This window comes from Blastococcus saxobsidens (assembly GCF_002938435.1).
In the GTDB taxonomy this organism is placed as follows: Bacteria; Actinomycetota; Actinomycetes; order Mycobacteriales; family Geodermatophilaceae; genus Blastococcus; species Blastococcus saxobsidens.
In genome coordinates this window covers 1-22,039 of record NZ_POQT01000024.1, presented here as the reverse complement: position 1 = coordinate 22,039, position 22,039 = coordinate 1, and the positions used below count along the sequence as shown (strand labels likewise).

The following is a 22,039-nucleotide window of genomic DNA, read 5'->3' as shown; positions in this document are numbered from 1 at the left end:
ACGTGGCCGACGAGCGCCAGCGAGGAGATCAAGTGAGCGCGGTGTTCGAGAACGAGGTCGTCACCTCCGCGAAGGTGCGGTTCCTGTCCTACCCGGGCCTGGCCGGTGAGATCGCGCTGGTCACGCTGGACAACGGGCACGACCACACCCGGCCCTCCACCTTCGGCCCGGGCGGGCTCGCGTCCCTGGACGCCGCCCTGGACGAGATCGCGGCGCACTCCCCCGCGCCTGCGGCCATCGCCGTCACGGGCAAGCCGTTCGTCTTCGCCGTCGGCGCCGACCTCTCCGGCGTCCCGTCGATCGCCTCGACCGATCAGGCCCGGGAGGTCGCCGAGACCGGGCACCGCGTGTTCCGGCGGCTCAAGGACTCGTCGATCCCGACCTTCGCCTTCGTCAACGGCGTGGCGCTCGGCGGCGGGCTGGAGCTGGCGCTGCACTGCCGGTACCGGACCATGGCCTCGACGGCCCTGGTCGCCTTCCCCGAGGCGTTCCTCGGGCTGGTCCCGGGCTGGGGCGGCACACAGCTGCTGCCGAACCTGATCGGCATCGACGCCGCCGTCACGGTGGTCGTCGAGAACGCCCTGGCGCAGAACAAGATGACCCCGGCGCCCAAGGCGGCGACGCTGGGCATCGCCGACGTCGTCCTGGAGCCCGCCGACTTCCTGGAGCAGTCGCTCGAGTGGGCCGTCGGCGTGCTGGGCGGCTCGGTGACGCCTCCCCGTCCCGAGGTGGACCGGTCCGCGTGGGACGCCGCCATCGAGCGGGCCCGCGGCATCGTCGCCGCGCGCACCCGGAACGCCTCCCCGGGCGCCGTCCGTTCGGTGGACCTGCTCGACCTGGCGCGCAACGGCATCGAGGACGACGCCTTCACCGTCGGCACCGCGGCCGAGGACGACGCCCTCGCCGAACTCCTGATGAGCGACCCGCTGCGGGCCTCGCTCTACTCCTTCGACCTGGTCAACAAGCGGGCCAAGCGGCCGGCCGGCGCGCCGGACCGGAAGCTCGCCCGCACGGTCACCAAGGTCGGCGTCGTGGGCGCGGGGCTCATGGCCTCGCAGCTGGCCATGCTGTTCGTGCGGCAGCTGAAGGTGCCGGTCGTGCTGACCGACATCGACCAGGCCCGCGTGGACAAGGGCGTGGCCTACGTGCACGGCGAGCTGGACGAGCTGGCCCAGCGCGGCCGGCTGAGCCCCGACAAGCTCAACCAGCTCAAGGGCCTGGTCACCGGGTCGCTCTCCAAGGACGCCTTCGCCGACGCCGACCTCGTCATCGAAGCGGTGTTCGAGGAGATGTCGGTCAAGCAGCAGGTGTTCCGCGACGTCGAGGCCGTCGTCTCGCCCGAGTGCGTGCTGGCGACCAACACCTCGGCGCTGTCGGTGACCGAGATGGCCGCCAAGCTCGAGCACCCGGAGCGCGTGGTCGGCCTGCACTTCTTCAACCCGGTGGCGGTCCTGCCGCTGCTGGAGGTCGTGCGCGCCGAGCAGACCGACGACGCCACGCTGGCCACGGCCTTCGCCGTCGGGAAGTCGCTGAAGAAGAGCTGCGTGCTGGTGGCCGACGCCCCGGCGTTCGTGGTCAACCGGCTGCTCACCCGCTTCCTGGGTGAGGTCACCGCGGCCGTGGAGCAGGGCACGCCGGTCGAGGTGGCCGAGCGGGCGCTCGACCCGCTGGGCCTGCCGATGACGCCGTTCGAGCTGCTGTCGCTCGTCGGCCCGGCGGTCGCGCTGCACGTGGCCGAGCGGATGCACGAGGCGTTCCCCGACCGGTTCGCCGTCGGCGAGGGGCTGCGCAAGGTCGTCGAGCTGGGCAAGGGCAGCGTGTTCTCCGAGCCCGGTGTCGTGGACCCGGAGCTCGTGGACGCCTTCGCCGGCGACTCCCCGCTCACCGGGCAGCAGGTGCACGACCGCGCGGTCGAGGCGCTGGCGCAGGAGATCCGGCTGATGCTGGACGAGGGCGTCGTGCAGGCGGTGCAGGACATCGACCTGTGCATGGTCCTCGGCGCCGGGTGGCCGTTCTGGCTGGGCGGCATCTCCGCCTACCTGGACCGGACCGGCGTCTCCGAGAAGGTCACCGGCTCGCGGTTCCTGCCGGAGGGCGTGGCCTCGCTGCCCGCCTGACCCGCAGGTCCACGATCAGGTCACCTGATCACCGGGGGTCCTACCTCACGGCCGACAGTGAGGTAGGACCCTCTGCCGTGAGGGAGGACGGCGCTCCTCGCCTGGGGACGCGCCCCGGGGGCTACCGACGCCTCAGCGGAACTTGGCGGTGAGGCTGTCCATCGTGCGGTTCACCGAGGCGACCTTGATGTGCGAGAGCCCGGCGTCCGCGCCGGCCACCAGCATCGCCTCGTGGACGGCGCGCAAGGTGGCCCACACCTCGTCGGCGTCCCCTTCGAGCGTGGTGCCCAGCGCCCCGACCTCGTAGCGCAGCCCCGACGCCTGGATGACCGCGATCGCGGCCTCGACGTGCGCGTGCGGGTCGTCCGCGGTGCCCGCCGGCGACGGCGCCACCTGGATCTCGGCGATCACCGTCACTGCTGGGCCCCGTCGACCCGCTCGGCGACGGCGGTCTCGCGGTACTCGGCCAGCCGCGAGGTCCACTCGGCGATCCGGCGGGCGACGTCCTGCTCGGTGAGCCCGGCATCGGCGAGCACCTGACCGCGGCTGCCGTGGTCGAAGAACTGCTGCGGCAGACCCATGGCCCGCACCGGCACGTCGACGCCGCGGTCCTGCAGCGCCTGGGTGAGCGTGGTGCCCACTCCCCCGGCACGGCCGCCGTCCTCGACGGTGACGACGAGCCGGTAGCCGGCGGCCAGGTCGAGCAGCTCGCCGGCCACCGGGAGCACCCAGCGCGGGTCGACGACGGTGACGCCGATGCCGTGGTCGGCGGCGCGCTCGGCAGCGGCCAGGCACATCGGCACCATCGAGCCGACGGCGACGAGCAGCACGTCGCGACGCTCGTCCCGGCGGAGCACGTCCACCGGGCCGCGCCGCTCGAGCGCGGGGATGTCGACCGGCGGCGCACCCTTCGGGAAGCGGACGACGGTCGGCCCGTCGGTGACCGCGACCGACTCGCGCAGCGCCTCGCGCAGCGTCGGCTCGTCCCGCGGCGCGGCCAGGCGGATGCCCGGGACGACCGACAGGATCGACATGTCCCACATGCCGTTGTGCGAGGCGCCGTCGGTGCCGGTGACCCCGGCCCGGTCCAGCACCACCGTGACCGGCTGGCGGTGCAGCGCGACGTCCATGAGCAGCTGGTCGAACGCGCGGTTGAGGAAGGTCGAGTAGACGGCGACGACGGGGTGCAGCCCGCCCATCGCCAGGCCGGCGGCCGAGGTGAGGGCGTGCTGCTCGGCGATGCCGACGTCGAAGGTGCGCTCGGGGAACCGCTCGGCGAAGGCGGCCAGCCCCGTGGGGTGCAGCATCGCCGCGGTGATGGCCACGACGTCGGAGCGCTCGGCGCCGATGCGCACGAGCTCGTCGGAGAACGCTGTCGTCCAGTCGCGGGCGGCGGCAGCACTGGTGCCGCTGTCGGGGTCGAACACGCCGGTCGCGTGCCAGGCGTCGATCTGGTCGGTCTCGGCCGGCGGGTAGCCGAAGCCCTTGGTGGTGACGGCGTGGACGATGACCGGCCCGCCGAAGGAGCGGGCCCGGCGCAGCGCCGACTCCATGACCTCGATGTCGTGCCCGTCGACGGGGCCGACGTACTTCATGCCGAGGTCCTCGAACATGCCCTGGGGTGACAGGACGTCCTTGAGGCCCTTCTTGATGGCGTGCAGCGCGTCGTACAGCGCCGAGCCGACGACCGGCGCCTTGTGCAGCGCCTGGCGCACCTGCAGGAGCGCGTTCTCGTAGCCCGGGCGCAGCCGCAGGGTAGCCAGCGCGTCGGCGACGCCACCGATGGTCGGCGAGTAGGAGCGGCCGTTGTCGTTGACGACGATGACGACCGGGCGGTCCTGCGCGGCGGCGATGTTGTTCAGCGCCTCCCAGGCCATGCCACCGGTCAGCGCGCCGTCGCCCACCACGGCGACGACGGGCCGCTCGTCCCCGCGGATGGCGAAGGCCTTGGCCAGGCCGTCGGCGTAGGACAGGGACGTGGAGGCGTGGCTGTTCTCCACCCAGTCGTGCTCGCTCTCGGCACGGCTGGGGTACCCGGAGAGGCCGCCCCGCTGGCGCAGCCGCTCGAACTCCTCGACCCGGCCGGTGAGCATCTTGTGCACGTAGGACTGGTGGCCGGTGTCGAAGACGATCGGCTCGCGCGGGGACTCGAACACCCGGTGCAGGGCGATGGTCAGCTCGACGCAGCCGAGGTTCGGGCCCAGGTGGCCCCCGGTCTTGGCCACGCTGGCGACCAGCGCGTCACGGATCTCCGCCGCGAGGGCGGGGAGCTGCTCGGGGGGGAGGGCCCGCAGGTCCTCCGGGCCCCGGAGCGATCGCAGGAGCGGCACGGCTCGCGGTGTCCTCTCTCCATGGGCAGCACGGCCGGACGGAGGCCGCCGGTCCACTGTAGTCGCGGAACGGGTGCGGGCAGGGGCGAGCAAGATCGCGCCCTCTCAGAGCCGGGGCACCCACCGCTCACCGCGCAGTGCGCCGCCGACCACCTCGACACCGCGGACGGCGGCGGCCAGCCGGGTGCCCTCGCGCTCGTACGCCGTGATCGCCGCCTCGATCGCCTCGGCCGGCAGCTGGTCGGCGAGCTCGACGCGGACGGTCCGCCAGCCCTTCCGGGCCGCCTCCACCCCGGCCGCGACGTGGTCGGCGGCGAACCGGGCGAGCAGCACCGGGTACCGGCGCAGCACCTCGTGCGCCCGGTAGTCCGGCGGCACGAGGTCGAAGAGCCAGGCGACGGCGGTGCGCTCCCAGTCCGGTGCCCCCGGTGGGCGCACCTCTTCCGGCCAGCCCGGCGGCACCGTCGCTCCCACCCCGCCAGTGTCACCCCCGGCTGCCCGACACGGAACACCGGCTCGCACATGCGTTCGAACCGTGACGTCCGGTCCACCCCCCGCTGGCCGGGCTAGGGTTCCCGCCGACAGCACCGGGTGCGGAGGTGGGCGTGCGACGCAGGGCGGGAGCGCGTGCGGCGCTGACCACGGCATGCCTGGTCGGCGCCCTGCTGGCCGGTTGCGCCACGGGCGCGGAGGTGGCCGAGCCCCCTGCCGAGCTGGTCATCGCCGCCGGGGAATCCTCCGGCGTCTACTACCGCTACGGGCGCGGGCTGGCCGAGGCCCTCGCCGCCGAGCTGCCCGGCTCCGACGCCACCGCCGCGGTCACCAGCGGCTCGGTCGACAACATCCGGCGGCTGGCCGACGGCAACGCCGACGTCGCGTTCGCGCTCGCCGACACCGCCGCGGAGGCGGTCACCGGCAGCGGCCCGTTCGACGCGCCGGTCCCGGTCCGCGCGATCGCCCGGCTCTACACCAACGCGGTGCACGTCGTGGTCCCCGCCGACTCCCCCGCCCAGCGGGTCGCCGACCTCACGGGCCTGCGCGTCTCCGTCGGCGCCCCCGGGTCCGGGACCGAGCTGACCGCGGTGCGGCTGCTCGAGGTCGCCGGGGTGACCGGCGAGCGGTCGGCGCTCACCCAGCGGCTCGGCGTCGGTGACTCGGCCGAGGCCCTGGCGGCCGGGCGGCTGGACGCCTTCTTCTGGTCCGGCGGGCTCCCCACCGAGGGCATCCAGGAGCTGGTCGACACAGTGCCGGTGCGACTCCTGCCCACCGACGACCTGCTCGTGACCATGCGCGCGCACCACGTCGAGTACGTCGTCGAGCAGACCATCCGGGCCAGCGTCTACGGGCTGCCGGCCGACGTCAGCGGCATCGGCGTGCCGAACCTGCTGCTGGTGCGGGCGGACATGCCCGACGACCTGGCCGAGGCGCTCACCAGCACGCTGTTCGCCTCCCAGGCGGACCTGCTCGCGGCGCACCCGGAGGCCCGGCACCTCGACCTGCGCAGCGCGATCACCACCACGCCGGTGCCGCTGCACCCGGGCGCGGCCGCCTACTACCGGGCAGCGAAACCGGGCGTCGACGGCAGCTGAGCCGGCACGGCCTCGAGCCGCGGCAGGAGGACCTCCACGCACAGGCCGTGCGGTGCGGCGGGGCGGACGGCGAGCGTGCCCCCGCACCGCTCCACCAGCGTCCTGGCGATCGCCAGGCCCAGGCCGGAGCCGGGCACGTTCTGCTGGTCGGGTCCCCGCCAGAAGCGCCGGGTCGCGGCGGCGCACTGCTCCGGCGGCAGCCCCGGACCGTCGTCGGCGACCAGGAGCTCGACCCGCCCCTCCGGCCCATCCCCGACCGAGACCCGGACCGTGCCGCCGGGGGTGAACCGCAGGGCGTTGTGCAGCACCGCGTCGAGCACCGTGTCCAGCGCCCCCGGTGGGGTCAGCACCCAGGCCGAGCCCTCGGCGGTCAGGTGCATCTCGGTACCGCCGGCCTCGGCGGCGTCGCTCCACACCCGGAGGCGCTCGCGGACGCACGCCGCCAGGTCGACGGCCACCGGAGCGCCGCGATCCTCCTGCGCCCGCGCCATCGCCAGGGTGTCGTCGAGCACCTGGGTCAGCCGCCGGATCTCGTCCATCGCCAGCCGGTGGTCACCGCGGGCGGCGGGGACGAGGCCCGACTCCAGCGCGTCCACCCGCAGCTGCAGCGCGGTCAGGGGGTTGCGGAGCTGGTGGGAGACGTCGGCGACCAGGGCGCGCTGCTGCGCGCTCGACGTGCGGATCGCCTCGGCCATCCGGTTGAAGTCGGCGATCAGCCGGCGCAGCTCGGGCGGTCCGTGGCCCACCTCGGCCCGGGCGTCGAGGTCACCGGTGGTGAGCGTGTGCACGGCGTCGTCCAGCCGGTGCACCGGACGCAGGATCCACCGGGACAGCGGCCAGGTGGACACCGCGACCAGGCCCAGCACGAGCAACCCGGCGACCGCCAGCACGGCCCAGTAGAGGACGACGCCCCGGACCAGCTGCCCGGTCGGCGAGACCGTGACGACGGCCCCGGCCACCTCGCTGCCGCGCAGCACCGGCTCGGCGACCGTGACCGGCGCCGCCCGCCAGGGCAGCACGGTGGGCGGCGGGCTGGACCGCCGGCCGGCCAGCGCCTGGGCCAGCGCCTGGCTCCCGTCGGTCACCTGCCCCTCGCCCCCTCCGGAGCTGAGCAGCACCTCGCCGTCCACGCCGCGCACCTCCACCCGGATCCCGTACAGCCCGGCGTAGGCCTGCACCTCCGGTTCGAGGGTCTCGACCGCGCCCCGGGCGAGGGCGGGGGCGGCCAGCCGCGCCAGCCGCGCGGTGTCCCCGGTGCGGTCGATGAGCAGCTCCTGGGTGCGCGACTGCGCGTAGCTGGCCGCCAGCGGCACCTCCACGGCCACCAGGACCACGGCGACCAGCCCGAGGAGCAGCGCGACCAGGCGGCGCCTCATCGGCACCCTCCGGAGGCGGTCACGGCAGCGGGACGACCGAGCGCATCCGGTACCCCACGCCCCGCACGGTCTCCACGAGGTCGGGGTCACCGAGCTTTGCGCGCAGGGTCGCGACGTGCACGTCCAGGGTCCGGGTGGAGCCGAAGATGGTGGCTCCCCAGACCCGGTCCAGCAGCAGCTCCCGCGAGCACACCGCACCGTGCGCACCGGCCAGCACGGCCAGCAGGTCGAACTCCTTGCGGGACAGCTTGAGCTCCGCACCGGCGAGCGTCGCCCGCCGGGCGGCCGGCTCGATCTCGAGCGCGCCCAGCCGGATGACCGGCGCCGGGGCCGCGGCCGGCGGCGCGGCGGCCGGCACCGCCGCGCCGTCGGGACGGCCCCGGTGGCTGCGCCGCAGCACCGCCTCCATGCGGGCCAGCAGCTCCGCGCTGCTGTAGGGCTTCACCACGTAGTCGTCGGCGCCGGCACGCAGCCCGGCGATCCGCTCGCGCTCCTCGGCGCGCGCGGTGACCGCGATGATCGGCACGTCCACGACGCGGCGCAGCGCCCGGCACACGGCCAGGCCGTCCATGTCCGGCAGCCCCAGGTCCAGCAGGACCAGGTCGACCGGGTGGGCCGCCAGCGCCGCCTGCCCGGAGGAGACCCGCTGCACGAGCACGCCGTGGCGGCGGAGCACGTCGCCCAGGGCCGCGGCCACCCGGTCGTCGTCCTCGACGAGCAGCACCCGCACGTCCCGCCTCCCGTCCTCGTCCCGTGGTCCCGGCGACGTTAGGAGAACGTCAAGTCCTCGCCCGGCGCTGGGATCCGGCCGCCGATCCTGTCACGGTCCGTCAGGAAAACGTGAGGGAGGCCACACCGTGACTGCGCAGGGAACCGACGCGGGGAGCCCCGGCGAGCGGGCCACCGGCGCCGGCGACCGGGCCGGGGCGCCCGCCGCGCCCGGGAGCACCGCGGCGCGCGGCGTCGAACCGGAGCGTCCGGGCGCGCTCGGTGAGGTGCCCGCCGAGGCCGACGCGGAGAAGCCGGCCCGTGTGCTGGACGGGCGGCTGCGGCTCGCGGTGAGCGTGGTGGCCGCCCTGCTGTCGGTGTACGCGCTGTGGAACGTGTTCTTCCCGGTTCCCGCGCTGCAGTACCGGATCGTCTTCCTGGCCGTCGTGCTGCCGCTGACCTTCCTGCTCTACCGGCCGGCGGTGCGGGTGCTGCGCGGCCGGGCGGAGGGGCCGGACCGGCCGGGGATCCTGGACTGGGCGCTCGCTGCGCTGTCGCTGTTCGTGACCCTCTGGCCGCTCGCGGCCGGCTTCGACGCCTACATCTCGCGTGGCTTCCGGCCGCTGTACATCGACGTCTTCTGCGGGCTGACCCTGGTCGTGCTGGTGCTCGTGGCCACCTGGCGGACGGTGGGGCCGGTGCTGCCGGTCATCTGCGGGCTCTTCATCGCCTACGCGTTCCTCGGCAACCTGATCCCCAACGGCTGGCTCGTCGGGCACCGGGGCTACGACTACCCGCGGCTGACCTCGGCCTTCGTGATGGGCACCGAGGGGATCTACGGCGTCCCGCTGGACGTCGCGGCCACCTACATCATCCTGTTCACCATCTACGGCGCCGTGCTGGAGTTCTCCGGCGCCGGGCAGTTCTTCCTCGACATCAGCTTCGCCGCGTTCCGCCGGTCGAAGTCGGCACCGGGCCGGACGGTGACCCTCGCCGGGTTCCTGCTGGGCACCGTGTCCGGCTCGGGCACGGCGACCGCGGTCAGCCTCGGCAGCGTCGCCTGGCCCATCCTGAAGAAGGCCGGCTACCCGCGGGAGTCCGCCGGTGGCGTGCTGGCCGCGGCCGGCATCGGGGCCATCCTGTCCCCGCCGACGCTGGGGGCCGCGGCGTTCATCATCGCCGAGCTGCTGCGGGTCTCCTACCTGACGGTCCTCGGCTACGCGCTGATCCCCACGCTGCTCTACTACCTGGGCATCTTCCTGGCGGTCGAGTTCGACGCGCGCCGCTTCGGGGTGCGGGAGGTGGAGCTCGTCCAGCAGAGCTTCTGGCGGTTGCTCGGTCGCTTCGGCTACCACTTCAGCTCGCTGATCGTCATCGTCGTCCTGCTCGCCCTGGACCAGTCGGCCTTCAAGGCGGTCGTCTACGCCACCGCGCTGGCCTTCCTGCTGTCCTTCCTCGACCGCCGCCGGCGCATGACCCCGCCCCGGGTGTTCGACGCGCTCGCCAAGGGCGCGGCGGGCGTGCTGCCGGTCGCGGCGACCACCGCCGCCGCGGGCCTCATCGTCGCGGTACTGACGCTGACCGGACTGGGCCTGGACCTCTCGTCGATCATCGTCGACCTCGCCGGGCTGGTGTCGAGCAACGCGACGGTCGTCCTGATGGTCACCTGCGTGCTGGCGGCCCTGGCGGTGCTCGTCCTGGGTCTGGCCGTGCCGGTCACCGCGTCGTTCATCATCGCGGCGGTCATCATCGCGCCGGCGCTGACCACGCTGGGGGTCTCCACCCCCGAGGCCTACATGTTCATCTTCTACTACGCGGTGCTCTCCGAGGTCAGCCCGCCGACGGCGCTGGCCGCCGTGGCCGCGGCCGCCATCACCGGCGGCAACGCCTTCAAGACGATGATCATGACGTTCAAGTACACGCTGCCGGCGTTCCTCGTGCCGCTGGCCTTCGTGCTGACCAGCAACGGCCAGGGCCTGGTGGGCCAGGGCGGCGCGGCGACCGTGCTGTTCGCGACGGCGGTGTCCGCGCTGGCCGTCGCCGCGCTGGCCGTCGTCACCGGCAAGTGGCTCGTCGGTCCGGCCCGGCTGCCCGAGCGCGTGCTCGCCGGCGTCGCCGCCGTCCTGCTCCTGTACCTGGAGACGACGACCGTGCTGATCGGCCTGGCCGCGCTGGCGCTCGCCGTCGTGGTGCACCTCATCGGCCGGCGCCGGCACCCCGCCGACACGCCCCGGCAACCCCCGCCCGACGACGACGACGGGCCGGCTCCCGGCCCGCCGAGCGGCACCGACCCGAGCCGACCCGCCCAGCCCACCCCGACCCAGGAGGTCACCCCGTGAGAAAGCCCCGCACCCCTGTCCTGCTCGCCCTGGCCTCGGCCACCGCGCTCGTCCTCGCCGGCTGCGGCGAAGCCGGCGGCGGAGGCAGCACCGCCGCCGAGGGCGAGGGCTCCGACGCCCCCGGCTGCGCCGAGCCCGCCGGCGGCGGCCGGCTGTCGATCGCGACCGGGAACACCACCGGCGTCTACTACATCCTCGGCGGCGGCATCGCCGCGGTGCTCACCGACAACGTCGAGGGCACCGAGGCGACGGCGGAGGCCACCAACGCCTCGGCGGAGAACATCCAGCTGGTGTGCGCCGGCGACAGCGACATCGGCTTCAGCCTCGCCGACACGGCCGCCGACGCGGTCAACGGCGAGGCCGGCTTCGAGGGCGACCCCCAGTCGGTGCAGGCGCTCGCCCGCATCTACAACAACTTCACGCAGGTCTTCGTCCGGGCCGACTCCGGGATCGAGTCGATCGCGGACATGGCGGGCAAGTCGGTCTCGACCGGTTCCCCGAACTCCGGCACGGAGGTCATCGCGACCCGGCTGCTCGAGGTCAACGACCTCACCACCGGGGACATCCAGCAGCAGCGCCTGGGCCTCCCGGAGAGCGTGCAGGGCATGAAGGACGGCTCCATCGACGCGCTCATCTGGTCCGGCGGGCTGCCCACCGGCGGGATCACCGACCTGGTCGCCTCGCTGGGCGACGACGTGCGCATGCTGCCGCTGGACGAGGAGCTGCCCAAGCTGCAGGACGCCTACGGCGAGGCCTACACCGCGGGCACCGTCCCCTCCGACACCTACGGCCTGCCGGGCGACGTCGAGACCGTCGCCGTCCCGAACCTGCTGGTGGTCAGCGACGCCATGCCCGAGGACGTCGCGGAGGACGTGACGCGGGCGATCTTCGAGAATCTCGACGACCTGGCCGCGGTGCACCCGGAGGCGGAGAACATCTCCGCCGAGACCGCCACCGACACCGGTGACGTGCCGCTGCACCCGGGTGCCGAGGCCTACTTCGACGAGCAGGGCTGACCGGCGTGGGCGACGTCGCGCTCGCACCGGGGGTGTGGGGGGTGCTGGCCACCCCGTTCGCCGGCCCGGCGCTGGAGGTCGACCGGGAGAGCCTGACCCGGCTGGCGGGCCACCTGGAGACCGCGGGCGCCACCGGGCTGACGGTGCTCGGGGTGTTCGGCGAGGCGGCCCGACTGTCGCTCGCCGAGCGGCGGGACGTGCTCGGCGCGGTGGTCGACGCCGTGGCACTGCCCCTCGTGGTGGGTGCGACGTCGCTGGCCACCGCCCCGCTGCTGGACGAGGTCCGGATGGCCCAGGACGTCGCCGGCGACCGGCTGGCAGCGGTGATGGTGCAGGTCCACTCCCCCCACGCCGACGTCCTGCGGACGCACCTGGAGGCGGTGCACGCCGCGACCGGCGCCGCCGTGGTGGTGCAGGACTACCCGGTGGCCAGCGGGGTGCGGATCGGCGGGGAGGACCTGGTGCGGGCACTCGACGGCCTGCCGTTCGTCGCCGCGGTCAAGGCGGAGTCACCGCCCACCGCGGCCGCCGTCGCGATGCTCACCGCCCGCCTGGAGGTGCCGGTGTTCGGCGGGCTGGGCGGACTGGGGCTGCTCGACGAGCTCGCCGTGGGCGCCGCCGGGGCGATGACCGGGTTCTCCTTCCCGGAGGGACTGGTCGCCTGCACCCGGGCGTTCGCCGACGCGGGCTTCACCGCCGCGCGGGACGCCTTCCTGCCCTGCCTGCCGCTCATCGCCTTCGAGCAGCAGCCGGGGATCGGGCTCGCCATCCGCAAGGAGTGCCTGCGGCACCGCGGGCTGGTCGCCGAGGCCGCCGTGCGGCCTCCCTCACCGGCCATGCCGGCGGCGCTGCGCGACCAGCTGGTCCGCCAGGTCGACGCCCTTGCCGGCCCGGCCGGGGGGCGGTGATGGACCTCGGGCTGCAGGGCCGCACCGCCGTGGTGGCCGCCTCCACCGGCGGCCTGGGCGAGGCGGTGGCCCGGGCGCTGGCCGCCGAGGGCGCGCACGTGGTCGTCTCCGGCCGACGGGGCGAGCGCGCGCGGCAGCTGGCCGCCGAGCTCCCCTCCGCCGTCGGCGTCGAGGTGGATCTCACCGACCCCGACGGCCCGGCGCGGCTGGTCGCCGCGGCGGAGTCGGCGTTCGGGCCGGTGGACGTCGCCGTCCTCAACGGTCCGGGCCCCCGACCGGGCCTCGCGGCCGACCTCACCGACGACGACGTGACGGCGGCGGTCGCCGCGCTGGTGGCCCCGCACCGCCGCCTGGTGGCCGCGGCGCTGCCCGGCATGCGCGAACGCGGGTGGGGACGGGTGCTCGCCGTCGGCTCCAGCGGGGTCGCCGCGCCGCTGCCCAACCTGGCGGCCTCCAACCTGGGGCGGGCGGCGTTGGCCGGTTGGTTGAAGACCCTGGCCGCGGAGGTCGCCGCGGAGGGCGTGACGGTGAACCTGCTGCTGCCCGGCCGGATCGCCACCGACCGGGTCGCCGAGCTGGACCAGGCAGCGGCGGGCCGCTCCGGCCGATCGGTCGAGCAGGTGCAGGCCGCGTCGCGGGCCACCATCCCGGCCGGGCGCTACGGGCGCCCGGAGGAGTTCGGCGCGGTGGCCGCGTTCCTGTGCAGCGGGGCCGCCGGCTACGTCACCGGCACCGCACTGCGCTGCGACGGCGGGCTGGTCCGCACCCTGTGAGCGCCGGGACCGGTCCGGCCCTCCGGCCGGGCCGGTCCACGGCGGACCGTCAAGGGACCTGGCGCTTGAGCCAGAACTGCTCGAACCCCCACGTCCCGGCACCGCTGGAGTGGTAGCTCACGAGCTCCCACCCCTCGGCGCCGAGCTGGTTGAGGACCGAGCTGGTGTCGCCCTGCTGCCGTTCCGAGACACCGCCGGGGAGCTTGACGCTCACCCCGGCGCGCTGGGATTCGGCGTCGTTGGCGGTGATGACCGAGGCGTATTCCCACGTGGGCACCCCCAGACGTTATCCAACGGGTGACCGGCCGGTCCCGGCGACGACGAGGAGGCACGTGGTGACGATGGTCCAGCAGCTCGGTCAGGTGGTGGCCGAGCGACGGCTCGAGGCGGTGGCCGCGGACGGCACGCGCACGCCGGTGACCGTGCTGATCGGCGCACCGGTGCCGGACCCGGCGGGCGGCGGGGACTGGTTCTGCCCGCACCGGGTCGACGGCCTGGGCGAGGACTCCGCAGGCGGGGCCTTCGGCGTCGACTCCCTGCAGGCGCTGCTGCTCTCGGTGCACGCGCTGCGGCTCGGGCTCGACCAGCGCGCGGAGGAGGCGTCGGTCCGGCTCGAGTGGCTGGGCCTGCCCGACACGGGGCTCACCGTGCCCCCCCCCTTTCTCGGGCTGCGGCCCCGCGGGTGAAGCCCCGCGCGCGAGGCCCTGCGGCTACCACCCGGCCGGGACGAGCAGCGCGACGCACTCCACGTGCGCCGTCATCGGGAAGGCGTCGAACCCGCGTATGCCGGCCAGCCGGTACCCGGCGTCGGCGAACGCGTCGATGTCCCGGGCCAGCGCCGCCGGATCGCAGGCGACGTAGACCACGGCGCGCGCGCCGGTCCCGGCGAGCAGCCGGCTGACCGCCTTCCCGGCGCCGGCCCGCGGCGGGTCGAGGACGACGACGTCGGGTGCGGTGCCCAGCTCCGCGAGCAGCTCCGCCAGCCCGTCGGCGTCCACCTCGCCCTGCCACACCTCGGCCTGCGGGAGCGCGGCGAGGTTGGCCTCGGCGGCGGCGCAGGCGCCGGGGTCGGACTCCACGCAGACCACGCGGCCCTCCTCGCCCACGAGCGGGGCGAGGGCGCCGCCGAAGAGGCCGGCACCGGCGTAGAGGTCGAGCACGGTCTCCCCGGGGATCACCGCGGCGAGATCCTCGACGACGGTGACCAGCGCATCGGCCGCGGCCGGGTGCACCTGCCAGAAGCCGGTGCCCTCGACCTCCCAGTCGCGTCCACCGGCCCGCCGCTCGGCGCGCCCGGTCGGCTCCGCGGGCAGCTCCTCCCCCGCGTGGAGCACCTCGGTGGCCAGGGTGCGGCCGCGCCGGTCCAGCCGGGAGACGGTCACCGCTCCGGTCGAGTCGATCGCCACGTCGACCGCACCGCTCCCCGGCCAGCTCCGGCCGAGCACGGCCCGGGCGGCCGGCTCCACGGTGATCGGGCAGTCGCCGAGGACGACGACGTCGTGCGAGCGGTGCCGGCGCAGGCCCGGTGCCCCGGCGCGGTCGACGGCGAACCGGGCCCGCGAGCGCCAGCGCAGCGGTCCCCCGGGCAGCTCCTCGACGACCAGACCGGCGACCACCGGGTCGCCGGCGTCCAGGCCCCCGAGCCGCAGCAGCTGCTCGCGCACCACCGCCGCCTTGAGCCGGCGCTGCTCCTCCGGGTCCACGTGCTGCCAGTCGCAGCCACCGCACCTCCCCGGTCCGCTGTGCGGGCAGGGCCGCTCCACCCGGCCCGGAGCGGCCTCCAGCACCTCGACCGCGTCGGCGCGGCAGAAGCCGGGGTGCCGGTCCTCGGTCACGCGCACCCGGACCCGCTCCCCCGGCAGCGTGTGCCGGAGGAAGACGACCCGGCCCTCGTGCCGGGCCACGCAGTGCCCGCCGTGCGCCACCGGACCGACCACCACCTCGAACTCCTGGCCGACCCACCCGAGGCCGCGCTCATCGCGCGGGCGCCGGTCACGCCTGCCCCGCCGGGCGTCAGCCATAGGGCGTCACGTCCACCTCGTCGTCGGTGTAGCCGCGGCGCAGGTCGCCGGGCGCGGGGCCGCCCCGCCGTCCGTCGGCGTCGTCGTCGTGCCCGACGGTGCTCTCCAGCAGCCACGGGACGGTCGTGATCATCACGCCGGGCTGGAACTGCAGCCGGGCGCGCAGCCGCAGCGCGCTCTGGTTGTGCAGCAGGTTCTCCCACCAGTGGCCCACCACGTACTGCGGCACGAAGACGACGACGAGCTCGCGTGGGCTGTCCCGGCGGATGCTCTTCACGTAGTCCAGCACCGGCCGGGTGATCTCCCGGTACGGCGATTCCACCACGGTGAGCGGCACCGGGATGTCGTAGCGCTCCCAGTCCGTCTGCAATGCCCGCGTCTCGGCGTCGTCGACGTTGACGGTGAGCGCGGTGAGCGCATCGGGCCGGGTGGCCCGGGCGAAGGAGAGCGCCCGCAGCGTCGGCTTGTGCACCTTGGAGACGAGGACGACGGCGTGCACCTTGCTCGGCAGCGTGCGGGCGTCGGAGTCGGGCACCAGCTGCTGCGAGACGTTCGAGTAGTGCCGGTTGATCGCCTTCATCAGCACGAACAGGATCGGCATGGCCAGCAGCACCAGCCAGGCACCGTGGGTGAACTTCGTGACGACGATGATCAGCAGCACCGTGGTGGTGAGCGAACCGCCCACGGTGTTGATGACCTGCGAGCGGCGCATCCGCCGGCGGGCGGCCGCGTCGGGCGCCGCCTTCAGCTCCCGGTTCCAGTGCCGCACCATTCCCCACTGGCCGATGCTGAAGCTGGTGAAGACGCCGATGATGTACAGCTGGATGAGCCGGGAGACGTCGGCGTCGAAGGCGACGATCAGCAGCGCGGCGAACCCGGCCAGCACGAGGATGCCGTTGCTGTAGACGAGCTTGTCGCCGCGGGTGTGCAGCTGCCGCGGCATGAACCGGTCCTGCGCCAGCACCGAGCCGAGCAGCGGGAACCCGTTGAACGCCGTGTTGGCGGCGAGGATCAGCACGAGCGCGGTCGCGGCCTGGATGAAGAAGAAGCCGACCGACGTGTCGCCCCCGAACACCGCGGCGGCCAGCTGGGCGATCACCGTGCGCTGCGGCTCGGTCTCGCAGTCGGCGAAGCCCTCCAGGTCGCAGGGGTGCTCGACGTACTTGACGCCGGCCAGCAGCGCCAGCGCCGTCACGCCGGCGAACATGGTGGCCGCGATGCCGCCCATGAGCGCCAGCGTGGTGGCCGCGTTGCGGCTCTTCGGCGGCCGGAAGGCCGGGACGCCGTTGGCGATGGCTTCCACCCCGGTCAGCGCCGTGCACCCGGAGGCGAACGCGCGGAGGGCGAAGAAGATCAGCGCCAGCCCCGCCAGCTGCTCGTACCCGGGCTCGGGCGTGACCGTGTAGGCGGAGGTCTCCGCGGTGATGCCCTCGTCGGTGACGAAGTACCGGACGAGCCCGGTGCCGATCATCACCAGGATGCCGCTGATGAACAGGTACGTCGGCGCGGCGAACGCCCGCCCGGACTCCCGGACGCCGCGCAGGTTCGCCGCCGCCAGCAGCGCCACGAGCCCGATGGCGATCAGGACGCGGTGCTCGTTCAGCGACGGGAACGCCGAGATGATGTTGTCGGTCCCGGCCGACACCGACACCGCCACGGTCAGCACGTAATCGACCAGCAGCGCGCTCGCCACGGTCAGCCCGGCGAACTGGCCGTGGTTCTTCATCGCGACCTCGTAGTCGCCGCCGCCCGAGGGGTAGGCGTGCACCACCTGGCGGTAGGACAGCACCACGGTGACCAGCAGCACGACGACCGCCGCCGCGAGCCACGGCGCCAGGAACAGGAACGCGGTGCCGGCCAGCGTCAGGACGATCAGGATCTCCTGGGTGGCGTAGGCCACCGAGGAGAGCGGGTCGCTGGCGAAGATGGGCAGCGCGAGCCGCTTGGGCAGCAGCGACTCCCCCATCCGGTCGCTGCGCACGGGACGGCCGAGGACGAGGCGTTTCGGGAGTTGTCCGAGGTCGGACAGGCTTGGCACGGCGCGATGGTACGGACCATGGGAGCCGCCGCGGGGGTGACTCGGCCCACCCCGCCCCGTCGGGGGGATCCGCGCCGCCTGCGGGGTGACGGCCCCCGGACGGGTGTAGCTTCGCGCCCGGTGATGCGCGGGCGGACGGCGCCGGCGCGGCCTGTCGTCGCAGGGAGTGACACGTGCACGTGGTCGTGATGGGCTGCGGCCGCGTCGGCTCGGCCATCGCCCGCCGGCTCGAGCAGATCGGCCACAGCGTGGCCGTGATCGACCAGGACCCCGAGGCCTTCCGCCGGCTGGGCCCGGACTTCGGCGGCCGGCAGATCACCGGACTGGGCTTCGACCGCCAGACGCTGCTCGACGCCGGGGTCGACTCCGCCGGGGCGTTCGCCGCCGTGAGCAGCGGGGACAACTCCAACATCATCAGCGCCCGGGTCGCCCGCGAGACGTTCGGCGTCCAGCACGTGGTGGCCCGCATCTACGACTCCAAGCGCGCCGAGGTCTACGAGCGCATGGGCATCCCGAGCGTCGCGACGGTGCCGTGGACGGTGAACCGCCTCCTGCGCGAGCTGCTCTCGGTCAAGGTCAGCGAGCTGTGGCGCGAGCCCACCGGCCAGGTCCTGCTCATGCGGGTCACCGTCACCGAGGGCTGGGTCGGCCACCGGCTCGCCGAGCTGGAGACCGCCACCGGCGCCCGCGCCGCCTGGCTGGTGCGGTTCGGCGACGCACTGCTGCCCACCGCCACCACGGTGCTGCAGGACGGCGACCAGCTGGTCGTCGCGGTCACCGACGAGCTGACCGCCCGCGTGCACGAGGTCGTGGAGCACGGCCCCCAGGGAGGTGGGCGCTGATGCGCGTCGCCATCGTCGGGGCCGGCGCGGTCGGCCGCTCGATCGCCGGTGAGCTGCTGGAGAACGGCCACACCGTCATGCTGATCGAGAAGGACGGCCGCAAGGTCCGCACCCGCTCGGTGCCGGGGGCGGAGTGGGTCCAGGCCGACGCCTGCGAGGTCTCCTCCCTGGAGGAGGCGCAGCTGGCCACCTGTGACGTCGTCGTCGCCGCGACCGGTGACGACAAGGCCAACCTGGTCGTCTCGCTGCTGGCCAAGACCGAGTTCGCGGTGAACCGCGTCGTCGCCCGCGTGAAGGACCCGCGCAACGAGTGGCTCTACACCGAGGCCTGGGGCGTCGACGTCGCCGTCTCCACCCCCCGGGTGCTCGCTGCGCTCGTCGAGGAGGCGGTGAGCGTGGGCGACGTCGTCCGGCTCATGAGCTTCCGCAAGGGTGCGGCGAACCTGGTCGAGATCACCCTCGGCGACGACACCCCCTGGGTCGGGCACGCACTGCGGGAGGTGCCGCTCCCCCGCGAGACGGTGCTCTGCACCATCCTGCGCGGCGACCGCGTCATCACCCCGACCCCCGACGAGCCGCTGGAGTCCGGCGACGAGCTGCTCTTCGTGTCCCACGGGGACACCGAGGAGCAGCTGCAGTTCGTCTTCGCCCCCGGTGGGCCCGGGAGCACCGCGGGCTGAACCCGGGGCCCGCCCTCAGGCGGCGGGGCCGGGAGGCGCCGCGCGGTGGCGGTGCAGCCGGGCGACGACCCAGAACGTCGCGACCAGCACCACGGCGGTGAGCGGCAGCCCGAGGGCCACCGAGGCGGTGCCGAGCAGCTCCACCTCGTCGGCGCGGTAGAGCACCCACTGGACCCCGGCCCGCAGCAGGAAGGTCGCCGCCCAGAGCACGGTCAACCAGGAGTACGCGCGCAGCAGCCGCGGGTCCTCCCGCCAGTGCCGCTCCGGCTCCGGAGCGGCACTGGCGGCCGCCGGCGGCTCGGGGGCTTCCGCGGCCGCGGACGTCCCGGCGCGTCGGGCGCGGTTCCACGGCATGGTGTGCGCCGCCATGGACCCGACGTGGCTGGGTGCGAAGAATTCGGCGGCCACCCCCACGAGCGGCCAGCGGAACGGGATCGAGGCCAGCAGCGCGACGCCGATGACGAGACTGCGCACGATGCCGAGCACGAAGAAGTCGCGGGCCTGACCGGACGCCGAGGCGATCGCCACCGCGACGCCGACGGCGAACAGCCCGCTCACCGCCTGCTGGATGCTCTCCTTGCGCGCCAGCCGGAGCACGAAGACCAGGACGGCGGCCACCACGGCGGCCCATATCCCGGTCCGCAACCCGTCGATGCCGTTGGCCACCACGAACGCGACCGTGGGCAGGGTCGCGTCGACCATGCCGCGCCAGCCCCCGAGCTGCTGGAGCAGCACGTCCCGGTCGAACAGCCCGGTGGACCGCTCCGGCGGGGTGCCGTCGCCGGCCGGCCGACTGCCGACCCCGTCGTCCGGGCCTGGTGCGGTCACGCTGCTCTCCCCTGTCCCGACATCCTCCACCCGCCCGGCGGCCTGCGCCGCGGGTTCCTCAGCAGGAGATCAGTTCGTACCGGGGGTTGTAGATGACCTGGCGGCCGTCGAAGGCGGCGAACCGGCCCCGGGCGGTCAGGCTCCGGCCGGGCTCGATGCCCGGGATCCGCCGCCGGCCCAGCCAGACCAGCGTCACCGAGCCCGAGCCGTCGAACAGCTCGGCCTCGAGGGTGGGGACGGTCTCCCGCGGCGTGTAGACGACCGACTTCAGCCGCCCCGTCACCGTCACCACGGCGCCCTTGCGGCAGGAGCTGACCGGCTCGCAGCCGGCGCTGGCCGCGTCGGCGCGCAGCTCGGCGGCGTCGATGCTGTGGTCGTCGGCGGTGAGGCGCTGCAAGGTGCGCGACCACCATCCGGTCGGTCGGGTCTCCGTCACGGGTCCAGCGTAGTGCGGTGCCGAGCAGACGGGTCCGCGGATGGCGGTCATGGCGGTGCGCCGGTCAGGCCTGGTCGCCGCCGGGCCGCTCGACCGGCTGCGGCGCGGCCTGCTGCTGGGCGGCCTGCTGCTGGGCGGCCTGCTGCTGCGCCGCCTGCTGCTGGGCCACGAGCTGCGCCGCGGCCTGGGCCGGCAGCGTCAGCGGCAGCGGCTCGCGCACCGGCATCGGCTCGGTGCCCCGGACGACGACGATGCCGCGGAAGGCCGTCTCGAGCGGCGCCTGCTCGGCCTGCGCGTCGTCGATGACGGGGCCGGTGAGCAGGCCGCGCAGGAACCAGCGCGGGCCGTCGACGCCGAAGAACCGGGCCGCCCGCCGTACCGGCTGCGGTGCCGGCTGGCCGGGCTGCGCCGGCACCGGCGCCATCATCGTGCCGGCGAGCTCGATGCCGAACGGGCCCTCGACCTCGCGCAGCGAGGCGCCCTGCCCGGACGCGCTCCGGGCCAGCTCGGCGCGGACGTCGTCCCAGATGTCTGTGGCCCGGGGCGCGGCGAAGGCCGACACCTGCAGCAGGGACTCGCCGTGCCGGAGCGTCGCGGCGATCACCTTCTGCTGCTGGTTGAGCTCCACGCGCAGGTCCATGCCGGGCAGCGCCGGCAGCCGGATGGCCCCGAGGTCGATGCGCGGCAGGCCGTCGTCGGGGGCGTCGGCCTCGTCCCAGGGGCCCGAGGTGGCCGCCACCTCGCGGACCCGCTGCTGCGGCTCGGGAGGGACCCCGCGCTCGCGCAGGCTGCGGTCGATGCGGTTGCGGCGCCGTCCGAACGGCATGTCAGTTCCGCCCCTCACGTGCTGGTGTGTCGATGGATCCGGACAGCGGGCCCGCGTGCCCGCCGGTCGAGCCGTGCCCGCCCGCACCGCGTTCGCTGGCCGGCAGCTCGGCGACGGGCACGAAGCGGACCCGGGCCACCGCCTGGACGACCAGCTGGGCGATGCGGTCACCCCTCCGCAGCCGCAGCGTCGTGATCGGGTCCAGGTTGATCAGGTTGACCTGGATCTCGCCGCGGTAGCCGGCGTCGATCGTGCCGGGTGCGTTGACCACGCTCAGCCCCAGCCGGTGCGCCAGGCCCGAGCGCGGATGCACGAAGCCGGCGTACCCCTCGGGGATCGCCACGGCCACCCCGGTGCCGACGAGCCGGCGCTCGAAGGGAGCCAGTTCGACGTCCTCCGCGGCGGTGAGGTCGGCGCCCGCGTCACCGGGCAACGCATAGCTCGGCGCGGCACCGCCGGAGGCGGTGAGCAGGACCGGCACGTCCAGCTCGGTGAGAGGCTCGGGCACGACGGCGACCCTATAAGGAGAAGGACCCCGTCCTCCTCATCCCTCGCTGGCTCTGGACGAGCCTCTGGACGGGGCCGACGGCGGGACACTGCAGCGGCCGGCGTCACGAGGCCTGGTTCGAGGGCCCGCGCAGGTCGTCCAGGACCCGCCGGGCGAGCGTCTCGGTGGCGCGGCGGTTCAAGCGCCCGGAGAGGGCGGCACCGATCAGCAACGGCGCCGCCGAGGGGACGGCCCCGGCCAGCCGGCGGGTCATCCGGCGGCGCAGCGCACGCATGCCGGCCGCTCCCAGGAGGGAGCTCAGCCCTCCGGCGCCCGCGGCGTGGACGGCGCGCTGCTCCGACCAGCTGCCCAGGTAGGCCTGCGCGCGTTCGCCGGCGTCCCCGGGTGGCCGACGGCCGTGGAGCTCGTGGAGCTCGGCGATGAGCACCACCTCCACGGCGGCGACGAGCACCGTCTCGGCGCCCAGCTCGAGGGGCACGGCGAGGAGCGAGGGCGGCGCGAGCCAGTGCGCGGCGGACAGGCCGCCGGCGGCCGCGCCGATGCCGGAGGTCACGCGGACGGCGCGGGCGACCAGCGCGTCGGCGATCTCGGCGTCCGACGCCCCCGGGTAGGCCCGCCGCAGCCGGTCCCGGTCGCGCACCGGCAGGCGCGGCACGGTGACGGCCAGCAGATCGCCCAGCAGCGCGCCGGGGTTGCGGGCCTGG

At 74.7% G+C, this 22,039-nt stretch carries 21 protein-coding genes and 1 pseudogene; 9 read left to right on the top strand and 13 right to left on the bottom strand.

Features of this window, described 5'->3' with window-relative positions:
- The first annotated feature begins 32 nt into the window (after nucleotides 1-32).
- On the top strand, nucleotides 33-2,117 hold the full coding sequence (locus tag C5507_RS14535) for a 3-hydroxyacyl-CoA dehydrogenase NAD-binding domain-containing protein (protein ID WP_104529234.1): 2,085 nt from the start codon (nucleotides 33-35) through the stop codon (nucleotides 2,115-2,117).
- 132 nt (nucleotides 2,118-2,249) lie between these two features.
- Here C5507_RS14535 and C5507_RS14530 read toward each other — a convergent pair whose 3' ends face one another.
- From C5507_RS14530 to C5507_RS14520, 3 genes are all read right to left on the bottom strand, one after another.
- The gene (locus tag C5507_RS14530; RefSeq protein WP_242611070.1) at nucleotides 2,250-2,528 is read right to left on the bottom strand and encodes a thiamine-binding protein; all 279 of its coding nucleotides are present in this window, start codon (nucleotides 2,526-2,528) and stop codon (nucleotides 2,250-2,252) included.
- Between the two features lie 2 nt (nucleotides 2,529-2,530).
- Nucleotides 2,531-4,447 carry a 1-deoxy-D-xylulose-5-phosphate synthase gene (dxs, locus tag C5507_RS14525; protein WP_104529232.1) on the bottom strand — a complete coding sequence of 639 codons (1,917 nt, stop codon included), beginning with the start codon at nucleotides 4,445-4,447 and terminating at the stop codon, nucleotides 2,531-2,533.
- A 105-nt stretch (nucleotides 4,448-4,552) separates the two neighbouring features.
- A complete protein-coding gene (locus C5507_RS14520) occupies nucleotides 4,553-4,921 on the bottom strand; it encodes a hypothetical protein (RefSeq protein ID WP_104529231.1) in 369 nt (122 codons plus the stop codon).
- 131 nt (nucleotides 4,922-5,052) lie between these two features.
- Here C5507_RS14520 and C5507_RS14515 point away from each other — a divergent pair, with 131 nt between their 5' ends.
- On the top strand, nucleotides 5,053-6,036 hold the full coding sequence (locus tag C5507_RS14515) for a TAXI family TRAP transporter solute-binding subunit (RefSeq protein WP_158657613.1): 984 nt from the start codon (nucleotides 5,053-5,055) through the stop codon (nucleotides 6,034-6,036).
- Here the strand turns inward: C5507_RS14515 and C5507_RS14510 are convergent.
- Nucleotides 6,000-7,412 (bottom strand): sensor histidine kinase, encoded by a 1,413-nt coding sequence (locus C5507_RS14510; RefSeq protein ID WP_104529229.1) that lies wholly within the window; start codon nucleotides 7,410-7,412, stop codon nucleotides 6,000-6,002. The genes C5507_RS14515 and C5507_RS14510 overlap by 37 nt on opposite strands.
- Before the next feature lie 19 nt (nucleotides 7,413-7,431).
- On the bottom strand, nucleotides 7,432-8,142 hold the full coding sequence (locus tag C5507_RS14505) for a response regulator transcription factor (RefSeq protein WP_104529228.1): 711 nt from the start codon (nucleotides 8,140-8,142) through the stop codon (nucleotides 7,432-7,434).
- Between the two features lie 127 nt (nucleotides 8,143-8,269).
- On the opposite strand from C5507_RS14505, the gene C5507_RS14500 reads away from it, so the two are divergent.
- The 4 genes from C5507_RS14500 to C5507_RS14485 are packed head-to-tail and all read left to right on the top strand — an operon-like array spanning nucleotide 8,270 to nucleotide 13,156.
- Nucleotides 8,270-10,459, top strand: a complete 2,190-nt coding sequence (locus C5507_RS14500; protein ID WP_207225741.1) for a TRAP transporter permease — start codon at nucleotides 8,270-8,272, stop codon at nucleotides 10,457-10,459.
- Nucleotides 10,456-11,475: a TAXI family TRAP transporter solute-binding subunit gene (locus C5507_RS14495; protein WP_104529227.1), complete on the top strand. Its 1,020-nt coding sequence runs from the start codon at nucleotides 10,456-10,458 to the stop codon at nucleotides 11,473-11,475. The genes C5507_RS14500 and C5507_RS14495 overlap by 4 nt, the downstream gene beginning before the upstream one ends.
- Before the next feature lie 5 nt (nucleotides 11,476-11,480).
- Nucleotides 11,481-12,383 carry a dihydrodipicolinate synthase family protein gene (locus tag C5507_RS14490; RefSeq protein WP_207225742.1) on the top strand — a complete coding sequence of 301 codons (903 nt, stop codon included), beginning with the start codon at nucleotides 11,481-11,483 and terminating at the stop codon, nucleotides 12,381-12,383.
- Nucleotides 12,383-13,156, top strand: a complete 774-nt coding sequence (locus tag C5507_RS14485) for an SDR family oxidoreductase (protein ID WP_104529226.1) — start codon at nucleotides 12,383-12,385, stop codon at nucleotides 13,154-13,156. The genes C5507_RS14490 and C5507_RS14485 overlap by 1 nt, the downstream gene beginning before the upstream one ends.
- 49 nt (nucleotides 13,157-13,205) lie before the next feature.
- Here the strand turns inward: C5507_RS14485 and C5507_RS14480 are convergent, their stop codons facing one another.
- A complete protein-coding gene (locus C5507_RS14480; RefSeq protein WP_104529225.1) occupies nucleotides 13,206-13,433 on the bottom strand; it encodes a DUF4177 domain-containing protein in 228 nt (75 codons plus the stop codon).
- A gap of 64 nt (nucleotides 13,434-13,497) precedes the next feature.
- Here C5507_RS14480 and C5507_RS14475 point away from each other — a divergent pair, with 64 nt between their 5' ends.
- Entirely contained in the window at nucleotides 13,498-13,842 is a 345-nt protein-coding gene (locus tag C5507_RS14475; RefSeq protein WP_423191805.1) for a DUF6968 family protein, read from the top strand.
- A 24-nt stretch (nucleotides 13,843-13,866) separates the two neighbouring features.
- Here C5507_RS14475 and C5507_RS14470 read toward each other — a convergent pair whose 3' ends face one another.
- Together C5507_RS14470 and C5507_RS14465 are read right to left on the bottom strand one after the other, a co-directional pair.
- Nucleotides 13,867-15,177 (bottom strand): class I SAM-dependent RNA methyltransferase, encoded by a 1,311-nt coding sequence (locus C5507_RS14470; RefSeq protein WP_104529223.1) that lies wholly within the window; start codon nucleotides 15,175-15,177, stop codon nucleotides 13,867-13,869.
- The gene (locus C5507_RS14465) at nucleotides 15,170-17,215 is read right to left on the bottom strand and encodes an APC family permease (RefSeq protein ID WP_207225743.1); all 2,046 of its coding nucleotides are present in this window, start codon (nucleotides 17,213-17,215) and stop codon (nucleotides 15,170-15,172) included. The genes C5507_RS14470 and C5507_RS14465 overlap by 8 nt, the downstream gene beginning before the upstream one ends.
- Nucleotides 17,216-17,388: 173 nt before the next feature.
- Between C5507_RS14465 and C5507_RS14460 the strand changes: the two genes are divergently transcribed.
- Both C5507_RS14460 and C5507_RS14455 read left to right on the top strand, forming a co-directional pair.
- Nucleotides 17,389-18,057 carry a potassium channel family protein gene (locus tag C5507_RS14460; RefSeq protein ID WP_104529222.1) on the top strand — a complete coding sequence of 223 codons (669 nt, stop codon included), beginning with the start codon at nucleotides 17,389-17,391 and terminating at the stop codon, nucleotides 18,055-18,057.
- Nucleotides 18,057-18,737 (top strand): potassium channel family protein, encoded by a 681-nt coding sequence (locus C5507_RS14455; protein WP_104529221.1) that lies wholly within the window; start codon nucleotides 18,057-18,059, stop codon nucleotides 18,735-18,737. The genes C5507_RS14460 and C5507_RS14455 overlap by 1 nt, the downstream gene beginning before the upstream one ends.
- A gap of 15 nt (nucleotides 18,738-18,752) precedes the next feature.
- Here the strand turns inward: C5507_RS14455 and C5507_RS14450 are convergent, their stop codons facing one another.
- From C5507_RS14450 to C5507_RS14430, 5 genes and pseudogenes are all read right to left on the bottom strand, one after another.
- On the bottom strand, nucleotides 18,753-19,565 hold the full coding sequence (locus C5507_RS14450) for a DUF3159 domain-containing protein (RefSeq protein WP_242611072.1): 813 nt from the start codon (nucleotides 19,563-19,565) through the stop codon (nucleotides 18,753-18,755).
- A gap of 58 nt (nucleotides 19,566-19,623) precedes the next feature.
- The gene (locus tag C5507_RS14445) at nucleotides 19,624-20,001 is read right to left on the bottom strand and encodes an OB-fold nucleic acid binding domain-containing protein (protein ID WP_104529220.1); all 378 of its coding nucleotides are present in this window, start codon (nucleotides 19,999-20,001) and stop codon (nucleotides 19,624-19,626) included.
- A gap of 64 nt (nucleotides 20,002-20,065) precedes the next feature.
- Nucleotides 20,066-20,827 (bottom strand): DUF3710 domain-containing protein, encoded by a 762-nt coding sequence (locus tag C5507_RS14440; RefSeq protein WP_104529219.1) that lies wholly within the window; start codon nucleotides 20,825-20,827, stop codon nucleotides 20,066-20,068.
- Between the two features lies 1 nt (nucleotide 20,828).
- Nucleotides 20,829-21,335: a dUTP diphosphatase gene (gene dut, locus C5507_RS14435; RefSeq protein ID WP_104529218.1), complete on the bottom strand. Its 507-nt coding sequence runs from the start codon at nucleotides 21,333-21,335 to the stop codon at nucleotides 20,829-20,831.
- Between the two features lie 103 nt (nucleotides 21,336-21,438).
- Nucleotides 21,439-22,039 (bottom strand): annotated as a pseudogene (locus C5507_RS14430) (hypothetical protein); the annotation flags it as partial.